Source organism: Anaeromyxobacter oryzisoli (genome assembly GCF_022690765.1).
In the GTDB taxonomy this organism is placed as follows: Bacteria; Myxococcota; Myxococcia; order Myxococcales; family Anaeromyxobacteraceae; genus Anaeromyxobacter; species Anaeromyxobacter oryzisoli.
Genome location: NZ_JALCZA010000048.1, coordinates 1 through 13,854 on the forward strand (window position 1 = coordinate 1; position 13,854 = coordinate 13,854).

Annotated in this window: 13 protein-coding genes; 10 read left to right on the forward strand and 3 right to left on the reverse strand. The window is 74.7% G+C overall.

The window, feature by feature from the left end:
• The 4 genes from MNZ27_RS15140 to MNZ27_RS15155 form a co-directional block, all read left to right on the forward strand.
• The coding region (locus tag MNZ27_RS15140; protein ID WP_242394924.1) for an efflux RND transporter periplasmic adaptor subunit at positions 1–795 on the forward strand (795 nt) is incomplete at its 5' end.
• Positions 785–2,002, forward strand: a complete 1,218-nt coding sequence (locus MNZ27_RS15145) for an ABC transporter permease (RefSeq protein WP_242394925.1) — start codon at positions 785–787, stop codon at positions 2,000–2,002. The genes MNZ27_RS15140 and MNZ27_RS15145, both read left to right, overlap by 11 nt.
• Complete coding sequence (locus MNZ27_RS15150; protein WP_242394926.1) at positions 1,995–2,702, forward strand: ABC transporter ATP-binding protein; 708 nt, start codon at positions 1,995–1,997, stop codon at positions 2,700–2,702. The genes MNZ27_RS15145 and MNZ27_RS15150 overlap by 8 nt, the downstream gene beginning before the upstream one ends.
• Positions 2,699–3,070, forward strand: a complete 372-nt coding sequence (locus MNZ27_RS15155; RefSeq protein ID WP_242394927.1) for a peptide chain release factor family protein — start codon at positions 2,699–2,701, stop codon at positions 3,068–3,070. The genes MNZ27_RS15150 and MNZ27_RS15155 overlap by 4 nt, the downstream gene beginning before the upstream one ends.
• An 18-nt stretch (positions 3,071–3,088) precedes the next feature.
• Here MNZ27_RS15155 and MNZ27_RS15160 read toward each other — a convergent pair whose 3' ends face one another.
• Positions 3,089–3,478 carry a hypothetical protein gene (locus MNZ27_RS15160; protein WP_242394928.1) on the reverse strand — a complete coding sequence of 130 codons (390 nt, stop codon included), beginning with the start codon at positions 3,476–3,478 and terminating at the stop codon, positions 3,089–3,091.
• A 32-nt stretch (positions 3,479–3,510) separates the two neighbouring features.
• Here MNZ27_RS15160 and MNZ27_RS15165 point away from each other — a divergent pair, with 32 nt between their 5' ends.
• Entirely contained in the window at positions 3,511–4,236 is a 726-nt protein-coding gene (locus tag MNZ27_RS15165; protein ID WP_242394929.1) for a DUF488 domain-containing protein, read from the forward strand.
• Between the two features lie 90 nt (positions 4,237–4,326).
• The gene (locus tag MNZ27_RS15170; protein ID WP_242394930.1) at positions 4,327–5,046 is read left to right on the forward strand and encodes a hypothetical protein; all 720 of its coding nucleotides are present in this window, start codon (positions 4,327–4,329) and stop codon (positions 5,044–5,046) included.
• A gap of 63 nt (positions 5,047–5,109) precedes the next feature.
• Here the strand turns inward: MNZ27_RS15170 and MNZ27_RS15175 are convergent, their stop codons facing one another.
• Entirely contained in the window at positions 5,110–7,668 is a 2,559-nt protein-coding gene (locus tag MNZ27_RS15175; RefSeq protein ID WP_242394931.1) for a DEAD/DEAH box helicase, read from the reverse strand.
• 122 nt (positions 7,669–7,790) lie between these two features.
• Here MNZ27_RS15175 and MNZ27_RS15180 point away from each other — a divergent pair, with 122 nt between their 5' ends.
• Both MNZ27_RS15180 and MNZ27_RS15185 read left to right on the forward strand, forming a co-directional pair.
• The gene (locus MNZ27_RS15180) at positions 7,791–8,834 is read left to right on the forward strand and encodes a DUF481 domain-containing protein (protein WP_242394932.1); all 1,044 of its coding nucleotides are present in this window, start codon (positions 7,791–7,793) and stop codon (positions 8,832–8,834) included.
• 400 nt (positions 8,835–9,234) lie between these two features.
• The gene (locus tag MNZ27_RS15185; RefSeq protein ID WP_242394933.1) at positions 9,235–9,630 is read left to right on the forward strand and encodes a VOC family protein; all 396 of its coding nucleotides are present in this window, start codon (positions 9,235–9,237) and stop codon (positions 9,628–9,630) included.
• Between the two features lie 28 nt (positions 9,631–9,658).
• Here MNZ27_RS15185 and MNZ27_RS15190 read toward each other — a convergent pair whose 3' ends face one another.
• Complete coding sequence (locus tag MNZ27_RS15190; protein ID WP_277957970.1) at positions 9,659–11,221, reverse strand: type IV pilus twitching motility protein PilT; 1,563 nt, start codon at positions 11,219–11,221, stop codon at positions 9,659–9,661.
• Between the two features lie 215 nt (positions 11,222–11,436).
• Between MNZ27_RS15190 and MNZ27_RS15195 the strand changes: the two genes are divergently transcribed.
• Positions 11,437–12,510 (forward strand): methyl-accepting chemotaxis protein, encoded by a 1,074-nt coding sequence (locus MNZ27_RS15195; protein WP_242394934.1) that lies wholly within the window; start codon positions 11,437–11,439, stop codon positions 12,508–12,510.
• A 159-nt stretch (positions 12,511–12,669) separates the two neighbouring features.
• A complete protein-coding gene (locus MNZ27_RS15200) occupies positions 12,670–13,737 on the forward strand; it encodes a methyl-accepting chemotaxis protein (protein ID WP_242394935.1) in 1,068 nt (355 codons plus the stop codon).
• The last annotated feature ends 117 nt before the right edge of the window (positions 13,738–13,854 follow it).

Genomic DNA, 13,854 nt, shown 5'->3' on the forward strand with positions numbered 1-13,854 from the left:
CTCGCCGCGGCGGGGTCGTCGAGCCCGGCGCAGCTCGACGCGGCCGAGAAGGCGCTCGCCCTGGCGCGGAGCCAGCAGGAGGGGGCGGCGGCGCAGGCGGAGAGCCTCGCGGCGGCCGGCGCGGACGCGCGGCTCGCGGCGGCCGCGCTCCGGCAGGCGCAGGCCGCGGAGGCGGCCGCCCGCGCGCACCTCGACGACGCCTCGCTCCGCGCCCCCTGCGACGGCACCGTGCTCGTGCGCGCCGCCGAGCCGGGGGACGTGGTGCCGGCCGGGAAGGCGCTCCTCGTCCTCGCTCGCGACGGCGAGGCGCGGCTCTCGGTGCAGCCGGACGAGAAGAACCTCGCGCTCCTCGCGCCGGGGCAGCGGGCGCGGGCGGTCGCCGACGCGTTCCCGGACGCGCCGTTCGACGCGGAGGTGTCGTTCCTCGCGCCGGCGGTGGACGCGGCCCGCGGCACCGTCGAGGTCCGCCTCCGCGTGCCGGCCCCGCCGTCGTTCCTCCGGACGGACATGACCGTCTCGGTGAACGTCGAGGTGGCGCGCCGGGACGGCGCGGTCTCGGTCCCGTCCGACGCGATCCGGGACGCGGCGGGCACGCCCTGGGTCCTCGCGCTCGAGGGCGGGCGGGCGGTGCGCCGTGCGGTGAAGCTCGGGATCCGGGGCGAGGGGACCGTCGAGCTGCTGGGCGGGCTCGCCCCGGGCGAGGCGGTGGTCGCGCCCGCGGCCGGGGCGGTGGAGCCGGGCGACCGGATCCGCCTCCGGAAGATCGCCGCGCCGGAGCTGGCCCGTGCCCTTTGAGCTGTTCGTGGCGCTCCGCTTCCTGCGCGAGGGCCGGGCCCAGACCGCCCTCATCCTCGGCGGCACCACCGTCGGCGTGGCGGTGATGGTCTTCGTCACCGCCCTGATCGGCGGGCTCCAGGCCTTGCTCGTCGAACAGACCCTGTCCTCGCAGGCGCACGTCACGCTCCGGCGGCCGGAGCGCGTCGCCCGCGTGCTGCCGGCCGCGGCGGGCGAGGGCGTCGCGGCGGTGATCGAGAAGGTCCCGGAGCGCGATCGCTCCGTCGAGAGCTGGCCGGAGGCCCTCGCGCGGGTGCGCGCCGCGCCGGGCGTCGTCGCCGCCGCGCCGACCGCGGCGGGGTCGGCGTTCGCGAGCCGCGCCGAGGTCTCGAAGTCGGTGGCGCTCCGCGGGATCGAGCCGGAGAGCTTCGACGCGGTGATCCGGGTCGCGCGGAAGCTCCGGGCGGGGGCGCTCCGGGTGAACGGGACGGAGGCGGTGATCGGGACCGTCCTCGCCGCCGACCTCGGCCTGGGCGTCGGGGACAAGCTCCGGCTCGCCGCCGCCGACGGGCGCTCCGACGTGTTCACCGTGAGCGGCGTCTTCGACTTCGGGAACCGCGACGTGAACCAGCGCTGGGTCCTCGTGTCGCTGCGCGCCGCGCAGACGCTCCTCGACCTGGAGGGCGGCATCACGACCATCGAGGTGAAGGTGGCCGATCCGTTCCAGGCCGAGGCGCTCGCGGCCGACCTCGCCGAGCGCACCGGGCTCGTGGCGGACTCGTGGATGCGGGTGAACCACCAGCTCCTGACCGCCCTGCGCTCGCAGCGCGCCTCCGCGCTGACCATCGAGGCGTTCGTCGTGCTCGCGGTGGCCCTCGGCATCGCGAGCGTCCTCGGGGTCTCGGTGCTCCAGCGCTCGCGGCAGATCGGGATCCTCCGGGCGACCGGCACGTCCACCGGGGCCGTGCTCCGCGTGTTCCTGGCGGAGGGGGCGCTCGTGGGGCTCGCCGGCTCCGGGACGGGCTGCGCCCTCGGGGCGGCGCTCGCGCTCGCCTTCTCGAACCTCGCGAAGAACCCCTACGGCGAGGCGGTCATCCCGGTCGAGCTCTCGCCGCGGCTGTTCGTGCTCGCGTCCCTCGTGGCGATCGGGACGGGCGTCGTCTCCGCGCTGTACCCCGCGCGCCACGCGGCCCGGCTCGATCCCGCCCAGGTGATCCGGTATGGCTGAGTCGCTCCTCGAGCTCGCGGGGGTGCGGAAGGACTACGTCGCCGGGCCGGTGGTCACGCCCGTGCTGCACGGGATCGACCTCGCGCTCGCGCCGGGCGAGTTCACCGCGCTCGTGGGCCCGTCCGGCTCCGGGAAGTCCACGCTGCTCAACCTGATCGGGCTCCTCGACCGACCCACCGCCGGCACGATCCGCCTCGCGGGGCGGGACACGGCGACCCTCGACGAGCGCGCCCTCACCCGGTGCCGCGGCCGGACGATCGGGTTCGTGTTCCAGTTCCACCACCTGCTCCCGGAGTTCACCGCGCTCGAGAACGTCATGCTGCCGATGATGGCGGGGAAGGGGCGGCCGGATCGGGAGATGGCGGAGGGGGCGGCGGGCCTGCTCCGCGAGGTCGGGCTCGGCGAGGTGCTCGATCGGCGCGCGGCCCGGCTCTCCGGCGGGCAGGCGCAGCGCGTCGCCGTCGCGCGCGCCCTCGCCCTGGCGCCGCGCCTCGTCCTCGCCGACGAGCCCACGGGGAACCTCGACACGCGGACGGCGGACGGCATCTTCGCCCTGCTGCGCAGGTTCAACCGGGAGGCCGGGATCGCCTTCCTGGTCGTCACGCACGATCCGCGCCTCGCCGATCGCTGCGATCGGATCGTCGAGCTGATCGACGGCCGGATCGTCGCCGACCGGCCGAGCCGCAAGGAGCCCGCATGACCGTGCCCGAGGAGCTGCGCGCCGCCGCGAGGCGCGCGCTGTCGCTGGACGACGCCGCGCTGCTGGCGGAGTGCGAGGAGACCTTCTACATCGGCGGCGGCCCCGGCGGGCAGCACCGGAACAAGACCGAGAGCGCGGTGCGGCTCGCCCACCGGCCCACCGGCGTCGTGGTCACCGCGACCGAGCGACGGAGCCAGCCCCAGAACCGGGCCGCCGCCCTGGAGCGGCTGCGCGCGCGGCTCGCGGCCCTCGCGCACCGGCCGAAGGCGCGGCGCGCGACGCGGCCGACGCGCGGCTCGAAGGAGCGGCGCCTCCAGGCCAAGAAGGCGCGCGGGGAGCGGAAGGCGGCGCGGCGGGGGTGGGACTGACGCCCGTCGTCAGGACCGTCAGTACTGCCACCGCGTCGGCCGGACCGGAGCGGGCTCTTTCTCCGCCTGGGAGGCGAGCGGCAGGAGCGCGACGAGCCCGGCCTTGACGAGCCGGTCCATCGCGAGCCGCACCTCCGCGGCCTCGATCCCGGCGTCCTCGAGCGCGCCGGACACGTCGCCGAGTCCGCGCGCCTTCGCGTGCAGCTCCTCCAGGATCAGGCCGTCGCCCGGCGCGACCGCGAGGGGCGACGCCCACGCCGCGAGCGCCGTGTCGAGCGCGGTCCGGCCGGCGCCGCGCGCGCCGGCGACCGCAGCCCGGTACGACTCCTCCGCGGTGACCCCCGCGGGAGACAGCGAGAACTTCTGGCCCCGGGGCCACCGGGGCGCGTTGGAACGTCCGAGGAGCATCGTCCGATCGGTATCCGCCTTGGGGACGCTCCTTGTCAACGCCACCGACGGACCTCGATCAACCGCGCGACGTCACGGCGGGCGCGAAGGATCGGGGCGCGGCGGCGGTGGCGCCGGAGGCCCGGCGAGAGCAGATCCGCCGGGTGGCCACGACGTCGGAGTCCCGTCGGCGGGCGGCCCCCGGGTGGGGCGGAGCCCGGATCTACGCGCTCGGTCACTCGACCCGGCCGATCGAGGAGCTGATCGAGCTGCTCCGCGCGGCCGGCGTGGTCACCGTCGCCGACGTCCGGACGATCCCCCGCTCGCGCGCCAACCCGCAGTTCGAGCAGGCGGCGCTCGCGCGGGCGCTCCGCGCGGCGAGGATCGGGTACGCGCACCTGCCGCGCCTCGGGGGGCTCCGCCACGCGCGCCGCGACTCGCCGAACGGCGGCTGGCACAACGCGAGCTTCCGCGGGTACGCGGATCACATGGCCACCCCGGAGTTCGAGGAGGGGCTCGGCCAGCTCCGGGCGCTGGCGCGGACGGGGCCGGTCGCGCTCCTCTGCGCGGAGGCGGTGCCGTGGCGGTGCCACCGGTCGCTCATCGCCGACGCGCTCCTCGCGCGCGGGGTCGTCGTCGAGCACGTCACCGGGAGGGGAAGGTCGCGACCGCACCGGCTCACCCCCTTCGCGCGCGTGGAGGGACGCCAGGTGACGTATCCGCCGCCCGCCGCCGGAGCCGGAGCCGGCGCGGAGGGTGCGGGCGCCGGCGCGCCGTGATCCCGCAGGCCCCTCCGGCCAGCGCGGCACCGGTTGCGCGACCCGCGACGACCGGGGACACTCGGGCTCCCGTCCACGCGGAGGTTCACCGTGCCTGTCCACTCGCTGCTCCTGCTCGCGCTCACCCTCTCCGCGGGGCCGTCGGCGCCCCCGTCTCCGAGGCGAGCCACCCCGGAGGTCCACGCGCTCGTCGCACGCTGCGTCGAGGCGTACGGCGGCAGCAAGGCGGTGGTGCGGATGGCGCGGATCCGCGAGGAGGGGACGGTCACCTCCGAGGTGCTGCACGGCGGCGCCGCGGGGCGGCTGGTCCGCGCGTACCAGCGCTCCGGCCGGCTCCGCGTCGAGATCGCCTACCCGGGATCGCCGCCGGAGGTGCGGGTGCTCGACGGCGGCCGCGGCTGGCGCTTCGGCGAGGAGGTACACGGGCCGTTGCTCGCGTCGATGATCCTCCAGGCGGCGCGCCTCGACCTCCCCTCCCTCCTCGCCGCGTGGGAGGACCGGATCGTGGACGGCGGCGCGCTCGAGCACGAGGGGAAGCGGCTGCGGGTGCTCGCGCTCGAGGTCGGGCCCGGCCTGCGGATCGAGGCCGGGATCGACCCCGGCACCGGCCGCATCCTCCGCTCGCGCGGCGTGGGCGTCGGCGCGATGCCGCTCGAGTTCGTGACGCGCTACTCCGACTTCCGCACCGTGGATGGGGTGCTCGTCGCCTTCCGGGAGGGGAACTTCGCGAACGGGCGCAGCACGGGCGAGACCGTGCTCGAGAAGGTCGAGCTCCCCGGCGCGCTGCCGGATGGGACGTTCCGACCGTGAGGTTCGTCCTCCCGGCTGCCTGATGATGGAGAGAGCGCGCCCGGGGGAGCGCGCCTGGAGCCCTCAGGTCCCGACGCGCACGAGCGAGAGGATCGGACGCTCCGGGTCGAAGGGGCCGGAGAGGTCGATCTCGCACTGGATCATCCAGTCCACCTCGCCGGCCTCGTCCACGATCCGCTGCACCGCCTCCCAGCGCCGCCCGTCGAGCGCCTTCACGAAGGTGTTGTCGGGCCGCCGCGCCGCGGGCGTCACGTCGATGCGCTGGTGCTCCGCCCAGTACGGCGCGAGCGCCTCCTCGAGCCGGGCGGGGGTCCAGTCGGTGCCCGGCGCGAGCGCCGCCACCGCGCCGGCGAGGTCCTTCCGCGAGAGGGCGACCAGCACCGCGTGCAGCTCGTTCCGGATCCGCGCCGCGAACGCCCGCGGGTCGGCCCAGATCGGCGGCGGCCCGAGCGTCGCGGCCACCGCGGCGCGCGGATCCAAGGCGCGGGCCTGGTACGCCGGGTCGCGCAGCCGCTCCCACTCGTCGATGAGGGACGAGTCCACGCCGCGCACGGTGGCGCGCAGGTACGCGATGACGTCGAGGAGCGCGTCGTCCCGGTAGGTCTCCGGCACGGTCTGGACCAGGGTCTTGTAGGTCTCGGAGAGGTACCGGAGGACGAGCCCCTCGGACCGCTGGAGCTCGTACTCGCGCACGTAGTCGGCGAAGGTCATGAAGCGCTCGACCATCTCGCGCGCGACGGACTTCGGCCGGATGTTCTCGGCGCCCACCCAGGGGTGCTTCGCCGCGAACTCGTTGAAGGTGGCGTAGACGAAGTCGCGGTTCGGCTTGGGGTACTCGACCTTCTCGAGCTCCGCCATCCGCTCCTCGTACTCCATCCCCTGCGCCTTCATCTCCGCCACCGCGCGGCCGCGCGCCTGGTCGAGCTGCTTCCAGAGGATGACGTCCGGGTCCTCGAGGATGGACTCGACCATCGAGAGCACGTCGAGGGCGTAGGTCTCCCGCTCGCGCGGGATCCGGGGGAGGGTGTCGAGCAGGTACAGCGCGAGGGTGTGGAAGAGCGAGAAGTCGCGCTGCAGGCCGGCGGCGGGGCGGAGGTACCCGCCGCGGTAGCCCTCGATCCGCTTCACCTCGACGAGCCCGGCGGCGCGGAGCGTCCGGAGCCGCTGCGCCGCGGCCCGCCGGTGCTTCGCGCGCACGTAGTCGTTCCCGTGCGAGCGGCCGATGAGCTCGACGAGCCTGCCGTAGCCGCCTCCGCGGCGGCTGGTCTCGCTCTGGAGCAGGTTCACCAGGAGGCCGAAGGTCACCTCGAAGCGGCTCTCGAGCGGCTCGGGCGGCTTCTCGCGCAGCCGCTCGAAGGTGCTCCGGTCGAAGTGGACGTAGCCCTTGGTCGGCGGCTGCTTCTTCACGACCTTCTTGCCCGCCGCCGCCTTCTCCGCGAGCCGCTTGTTCTCGATGACGTGCTCGGGCGCCTGCGCGACGACGTAGCCCAGATCGTCGAAGCCCTTGCGGCCGGCCCGGCCGGCGATCTGGTGGAAGTCGCGCGACGAGAGGATCCCGGTCTTCGACCCGTCGAACTTGCAGAGCTGCGTGAAGAGCACGGTGCGGATGGGGATGTTCACGCCCATCCCGAGCGTGTCCGTGCCGGAGACCACCTTGAGCAGGCCACCCTGCGCGAGCTTCTCGACGAGGAGCCGGTAGCGCGGGAGGAGGCCGGCGTGGTGGAGGCCGATGCCGTGCCGGACGAAGCGCTGGAGGTCCTTGCCGTAGGGGGAGTCGAAGCGCACGCCCTCGAGCGCGGCGGCGATCCGGGCCTTCTCCTCGCGGGAGGAGAAGTTGGCGCTCATGAGGTTCTGGGCCTGCTCGGCGGCGGCGCGCTGGGTGAAGTTGACGAGGTAGATGGGCGCCTTCCCCGCGGAGACCAGCTCCTCGATGGTCTCGTGGAGCGGCGTCTCCCGGTACTCGAACTCGAGCGGCACCGGCCGCGCCGCGCTCCGGACCGCCTCGACGCCGCGCCCGGTGACCTCCTGGAGCGACGCCTCGATGGCCGTGGTGTCGCCGAGCGTCGCCGACATCAGCAGGAAGCGCGTCCGCTCGAGGGCGAGGAGCGGCACCTGCCACGCGACGCCGCGCTCGCGGTCGCCGTAGTAGTGGAACTCGTCCATCACGACCGCGTCGGCGCGGGGGTCGGCCTCGCGCACCGCGAGGTTCATCAGGATCTCGGCGGTGCAGCAGAGGATGGGCGCGTCGCGGTTCACCGCGGCGTCGCCGGTCATCATGCCGACGTTCTCCGGCCCGAAGAGGCGGCACAGGTCGAAGAACTTCTCGTTCACGAGCGCCTTGATCGGGCAGGTGTAGAAGGAGCGCTGCCCGGCGGCCATCGCCTGGAAGTGCAGGAAGGTCGCCACGAGCGACTTGCCGGAGCCGGTGGGCGTCGAGAGGACGACGTGCTTGCCGTCCAGGAGCTGGAGGATCGCCTCCTCCTGGTGCGGGTAGAGCGCGAGGCCGGCCCCCGCGACCCACGAGACGAACCGGTCGAGGACCGCCTCGGGCGCGAGGGGCTCGCCGGCGGGCGGGAGGAGGGCGGCGAGCGGGGCCTCGGCGGCTTGGAGGGGGCTGGTCATCAAGCGGCAGTTCGTACCGCGCCCGCGCGGTGTGCGCCAGCACGGCGGCTCCTCCGGGCGCGCTCGCCAGGCGGTTGCGACGAAGGCGATCACCCGGTAGGTAGCCCCGCGAGATGGCGATCATGCGAACGGTAGCGTGGGTGGCGTGCGTCGTGCCGGCCCTCGTCGCGGCCGAGGTCCCGGTGAGCGACGCCCCGGCGACCCCGATCGCGCCCCCGACGCCGGCCTCGACCGAAACGACCTCGACCGAGACGGCCTCGACCGAGACGGCCTCGACCGAGACGGCCTCCACCGAGACCTCGACGGCGACGCCCACGCCGATCCCGGCCCCGCTCCTCACGCCGATCCTGACGTTGACCCTGACGCCCACCCCGATCCTGACCCCGATGCCGGCCCCCGTCTGCCCGGCTCCCCCCGCGCCCGCCGAGCCGGGCGAGCGCAAGCCGGCGGGCTGGACCGGTGCGTTGGGGGCGGGCGCGATCCTGCTCACCGGGAACACCAGCACCCTCACCACGAGCGGCACGGCGAGCGTCCAGCGCGACGTGGTCGGCTGGATCTTCTCGGCCAAGGGGAGCGGCGTGTACGGTCGGACCCGGCCGGTGGACCGGACGCAGCCCTCGCAGGTGGTGGCGCTCGCCGCGACGTCGCAGCTCCGCCTGGACCGGAAGCTCGGGGCGCACCTGACCGTGTTCGCGCTCGGCGGCAGCGACACCGACCACGTGGCGAGCGTCGAGTACCGGGCCTACGGCGAGGGGGGCCTCGCGGTGATCTGGCTGGACGCGAAGCGGGCGAACGGGACGGACCTCTCCCTGCGCACGGACCTCGGGTTCAGGTACGCGCACGAGTCGCGGTGGCAGTACTACGCGACCGCGGCGGCGCCGGTGACCGGGAGGCTGCCGGCGGTGGACACCTCCGCGCCGCGGGCGGGCCTCGCCTTCCGCTCCGGCCTCTCGAAGGACGTCGCGCTCGTCGAGGAGGCGGAGGCGCTCGCGAACGTCGAGGGCCGGGAGCGCTACAACCTGCGATCGCTCTCCAAGCTGACGAGCCGGCTCGTCGGGAAGCTCACCTTCGTCGCCTCGTACCTCGTCGCGCACGACTCGCGGCCGGCTCCGGGGAAGGTCCGGACGGACACCTCGCTCGGCGGCTCGATCGAGGTCGCCTTCTGAACGAGGGCTGCGCCCTCGCCCCGCCGGCGGCGGGGTCCCCCACGCTGCGCGATGGCTCAGATACGACGCGGCGCAGGTCCCCGTGACCCGTCACCGTCACCGTCACCGTCCTCTGCGTCACCCGTGAACCGGATCCCGTGGCCCGTGGCCCGGTTCCCTTGGTCCGACGCCGTCGGGTGACGGGCCACGGGCCACGGAAGCGCTCCCACTCGGTGCGGGCCTTGTTCCAGAAGGCGGGATGCGGGCACGGGGAACGGTCACGGTGACGGGCACGGGCACGGTGACGGATGGACGAGGGGCCCCACTCCCGCTGCGCGGGGCCCGTGACCTCGCGCGCTCCGCTTCGCGACGGCGCGCGCGGCGCGCGTGCCCGGCGGCGCGGGACGGGCGATACTGGCGCATGCCCCCGCGCTGGACCCACGTCGTCCTCAAGGTCTCCGATCTCGATCGCTCCATCGCCTTCTACGCCCGGTTCTGCGGCCTCGCCGTGGTCCGGGACGGCCGCCCCGCCGGGCACACCGTCTGGCTCGCGCCCCGCGGCGCCGGCGCGCCGCCGGCGTTCGTGCTGGTGCTGTACCGGACCGAGGTGGACTCCCGGGTCGATCACCTCGGGTTCCAGTGCGAGGCGCGCGAGGACGTGGACCGGATCGCCGCCGAGGGGGAGCGGCTCGGGGCGCTCGCCACGCCGCCGTGGGACGGCGGCGGCGACATCGGGTACGTCACCCTGCTCCGCGACCCCGACGGCCACCTGGTGGAGTTCACGTTCGGTCAGCCCATCGCCGGCCTCGAGGGCTGACGGCCCCGCGGGGCGGCGGCGGCCGGCGCTACCCCGCGCCGAGCTCGAGGGCGACGCCGGCGCGTTCCAGGAGGGTCTTGAGCTCGCCCTTCGCGACCGCCTTCGCGTAGGCCTCGCGCGGCTCGACCACCTTCCGCTTCACCAGGTCGAGGAGCGCGTCGTTGAGCGTCGCCATCCCGGCGCCGCGGCCGGTCTGCATCATCGACGGGATCTGGAAGGTCTTCCCCTCGCGGATCAGGTTCGAGACGCTGCTCGTGCACAGGAGGATCTCGAGGGCCGGGACGCGCCCGCCGCCGATCCTCTTGCAGAGCGTCTGGGAGATCACGCCCCGCAGGGACTCGGAGAGCATCATCCGGATCTGCGCCTGCCGGTCGGACGGGAACTGGTCGATGATCCGGTCCACCGTGGAGGGCGCGGTGTTGGTGTGCAGCGTGCCGAACACGAGGTGCCCGGTCTCGGCGGTCTCGATCGCGATGGCGATGGTCTCGAGGTCGCGCATCTCGCCCACGAGCACGATGTCCGGGTCCTCGCGGAGCGCGGCGCGCAGCGCCTGCTTGAACGAGCTCGTGTGCGTCCCGATCTCGCGCTGGTTCACCAGGCAGCGCTTGTTCGGGTGGACGAACTCGATCGGGTCCTCGATCGTGATGATGTGGTCGTCGCGGTTGCGGTTGATGTAGTCCACCATGGCGGCCAGCGTGGTGGACTTGCCGGAGCCGGTCGGGCCGGTGACGAGCACGAGCCCCTTCGTGAGGAAGCACAGGTCGAGCACCGGCTGGGAGAGGCCCATCTTCTCGGCGGTGAGGATCTCGTTCGGGATCTGGCGCAGCACCGCCCCGATGCCCTTGCGGTCCGCGAACACGTTGACGCGGAAGCGCGCCGCGGCCGTCTCGTGCGCGAAGTCGGTGTCCTTGCGGGCGTGCCACTCCTCGCGGTTCTTCTCGGGCGCGATGGACCAGAGGAGCTCCTTCAGCCGCTCGTGCGCGATCGGGCCGTACGCCACCTCCGGAACCATGTCGCCGTCGATCCTAAAGGTCGGGGGGGACTCGGCGGTGAGGTGCAGGTCGGACGCCCGCCGCGCGAGCATCGCCTCGAGGAGCGCGTCGAGCGCGGCCCGCGGATCCTGCGGCGCCGGGATCGACCCGTCGCGGTTCGCCGCCGCGACCGGCGAGGTCGGCGCCGCCGCCGGGCTCGGCGCGGGCGTGGGGGCGGCGCGCGGTACGGGCGGCGCCGGAGGAGGCGGGGCGGCAGGGGAGCGCGCCGCGGGAGGAGCGCCGGGGTCGCCGTGCCCGGGCGGGCGCGGCATCACGACGACGCGGACGCCCGTGGCGCCGGTCTCGAAGCGGACCTCGACCGCGCCCGCGCGGGCGAGGTACGGGAAGGCGGTGACGCCCGGGCGCGGGAACCCCGCTCGCCGCTCCGGCGGGACGATCTCGGCGACCGCGCCGACGATCTGCGGGGTGGTGAGCGGCTGCTTCAGCAGCCGCACGGGGCCGCGCGGCGCCGAGACGACGGCGCCGGCGCCGGTCTCGAGCCGCAGCTCGCGGCCGGACTCCTGGAAGAGACGATCGATGAAGGCGTCGATGCGAGCCATGTGACCTCGCGGTGCATCGCAACCTGCGTGCCAGCGGCTGCCCGCCTGCCCGGCGGCGCCGCGCTTCGCTCGCACCATGGCGAGGACGCGCGCGCCGGGATCGGCCCGCCGAGCCGCTGGCGGACCCGCGGGTGATCGCCCACCCGGTCGATCGCGGCGGCGCGGAGAGGCAGGATCCACCGCCGCCACGCGTTTCGAAGGACGAGGGGGTCTCGATGCGGAAGTTCCGTTACGACTGGTACCTCGCGCTGGCCGGTCTCGGCTTGCCCGTCCTCGGGACGGTCCTCGAGGCGTTGACCCACCTCGGCAGCCTCTCGCCGGCCGCGCTCCTCGCCGCCCACGCCGGCCAGCCGCTGCTGTGGATCATGGACACGACGCCGGTGGTCCTCGGCGGGCTCGGGAGGATCATCGTCCGGCAGCACCGCGATCTCGTGCGTCAGAGCGAGGAGATCGTCCGGCTCGAGCAGGCCCGCCGCGACGGGCTCACCCGCACCGCGTCCCAGCTCTTCCAGGCGGCCCAGGGGCTGCTCGGGAACGTGCACGACTTCTCGTCCACCACCGCCGAGACCGCCGCGTCGGTCCGCGAGACGGCCGCGACCATGAACCGCCTGTCGCACACCGCGAGCGCCGCCGCGCTCACCGCGGAGCGGGTGATCGGCCTCGCGCTCCGGTCGGAGCGCGAGAGCGAGCAGGGGATCCGGCACGCGAAGGCGTCCGGGGCCGAGCTCCTCCGGCTGGCGGCCGACGTCCGCGCCCTCTCGGCGCGCGTCGAGGCGCTGTCCTCGCGGATGCGCGACGTCCTCGCGGTCGCGACGATCCTGTCCGGCGTCTCGGAGCGCGCCGAGCGGGTCGCCGCGCTCGCCGCCGCGGCGCCCGGGACGGCCGAGGCGGCTCGCCTCCCGGAGGAGCTGCGCGCGCTCTCCGGGGACACGCGCGGCGCCGCGGACGAGGTGAAGGGGATGCTGGCGGAGGTGCACCAGGCGGTGCGCGCGGCGGTCTCCGCCGCGGAGTCGAGCAGCGCCCGGGCCGTCGGCGCCGCTGACGTCGCCGCGCGGACCGGCGAGGTGATCGAGGGGCTCGCGGGCGCGCTCCGAGAGTCGGCGGGGGCCGCGCGCGAGATCGCCCTCGTCGCGCAGCGGCAGGAGCGCGCGGTCGAGCGGGCCCTCGAGGCGATGAACGAGATCGCCGTCGCGACGGCCGACAGCGTCCAGTCCGGGGAGCACGTCGCCCGCGAGGCACGCTCGGTGAACGCGCTCGCCTCGTCGCTGCAGACGGCCGTGAAGGCGTGACCTGCAGGCCCGCACGGGCACGGGTTCGCCTTCCGTGATGTCCCCCAACCCCCGGACATCACTTCGATCGCGGCCGAGGCCAAGCTGGTCCGGCACTGGCGCGAGGCCACCCACATGGGGCACAATGTGCGGACACTACCGGGGATCCGGGGGAGCGACATGTACACGCGCAGGTACACCCTCTTCGGAGCGGTCTTCGGGATCCTCTTCCCGATCATGGGCGCCCTCACCGAGGCGGCGAGCCGGCCCGAGTACGGCCTCTCCGCGCACGGGATCGTGCTCGCGCTCACGAGTTCGCGGCTCCTCTGGCTCGTGATGACGGCGCCGTTCTTCCTGGGGACCGTCTCGAGCCTCGCCGGGCGGCGGCAGGACTACATCGTCGAGATCGAGCGGGCCCGCCGCGACGGATACCTCAAGATCGCCGCCGAGCTGTTCGCCGCCGCGCAGTCGCTCCTCTCCACCGTGTCCTCCTTCTCGTCGATGACGGCCGAGACGGCCGCCTCCGTGCGCGAGACGACCGCGACGATGGGGCACCTCGGCCAGACCGCGACGCGCGCCGCGCTCACCGCCGAGACGGTCATCGGCGTGGCGCGCCAGGGCGAGCGCGTCTCGCGGGACGGGCTCGGCGCGGTCGAGACCAGCACGACGGAGCTGGTGAAGCTCGCGGACGAGGTGCGCGGCCTCTCCGAGCGCATCGAGATGCTGAACGGGCGGATGCGCGACATCTTCGAGATCGCGTCGGTGGTGTCCTACGTCGCCGACCGCTCGCAGCGGCTCGCGGAGCACGCCGCCGAGGCGCAGCGCGCGACCCCGGGGGCGCGCGCGTTCGAGGAGGTGGTCGCCGAGCTGCGCCACCACGCGGAGGACGCGAAGAAGGCGAGCGCGCAGGTGAAGGCGATCCTCTCCGAGATCCACAAGGCGATGCTCGCGGCGATGACCGCCGCCGAGGTCGGCATCCGCCGCGCGGAGCAGGGCGCCCAGGTCGCGGCCGGGACCGGCGACACGATCCGCCGCCTCGCCACCGCGCTGCAGGACGCGTCCCAGGGCGCGAAGGAGATCGCCACCGTCGCCCAGCAGCAGGACCACGGCTTCGACCAGGTGCTGAAGGCGATGAACGAGATCTACCTCGCCACCCAGGAGACGATGACCTCGACGCAGGCGGTCGCCACCGAGGCGAAGGCGCTGAACGACCTCGCCTCCGGGCTCAAGCGCGCCGTCGAGGTCTGACCCTGCTGCGGCGCACGCTGCCTGCCTGCGCCGGGCAGACTCCTCCGTGCGCTGCTCGACGTGCCTTTAAGGCACGCCTGCGCTGCTGCGTCGTCGTGTGCCCGGCTCGGCGACGGC

Excerpts from the sequence above, each read along its gene's own strand:
- MNZ27_RS15180 (WP_242394932.1), top strand. The coding sequence starts at position 7,791 with ATGCGAACGGTAGCGTGGGTGGCGTGCGTCGTGCCGGCCCTCGTCGCG.
- MNZ27_RS15190 (WP_277957970.1), bottom strand. The coding sequence starts at position 11,221 with ATGGCTCGCATCGACGCCTTCATCGATCGTCTCTTCCAGGAGTCCGGC.
- MNZ27_RS15185 (WP_242394933.1), top strand. The coding sequence starts at position 9,235 with ATGCCCCCGCGCTGGACCCACGTCGTCCTCAAGGTCTCCGATCTCGAT.
- MNZ27_RS15150 (WP_242394926.1), top strand. The coding sequence starts at position 1,995 with ATGGCTGAGTCGCTCCTCGAGCTCGCGGGGGTGCGGAAGGACTACGTC.
- MNZ27_RS15175 (WP_242394931.1), bottom strand. The coding sequence starts at position 7,668 with ATGACCAGCCCCCTCCAAGCCGCCGAGGCCCCGCTCGCCGCCCTCCTC.
- MNZ27_RS15195 (WP_242394934.1), top strand. The coding sequence starts at position 11,437 with ATGCGGAAGTTCCGTTACGACTGGTACCTCGCGCTGGCCGGTCTCGGC.
- MNZ27_RS15160 (WP_242394928.1), bottom strand. The coding sequence starts at position 3,478 with ATGCTCCTCGGACGTTCCAACGCGCCCCGGTGGCCCCGGGGCCAGAAG.
- MNZ27_RS15200 (WP_242394935.1), top strand. The coding sequence starts at position 12,670 with ATGTACACGCGCAGGTACACCCTCTTCGGAGCGGTCTTCGGGATCCTC.
- MNZ27_RS15155 (WP_242394927.1), top strand. The coding sequence starts at position 2,699 with ATGACCGTGCCCGAGGAGCTGCGCGCCGCCGCGAGGCGCGCGCTGTCG.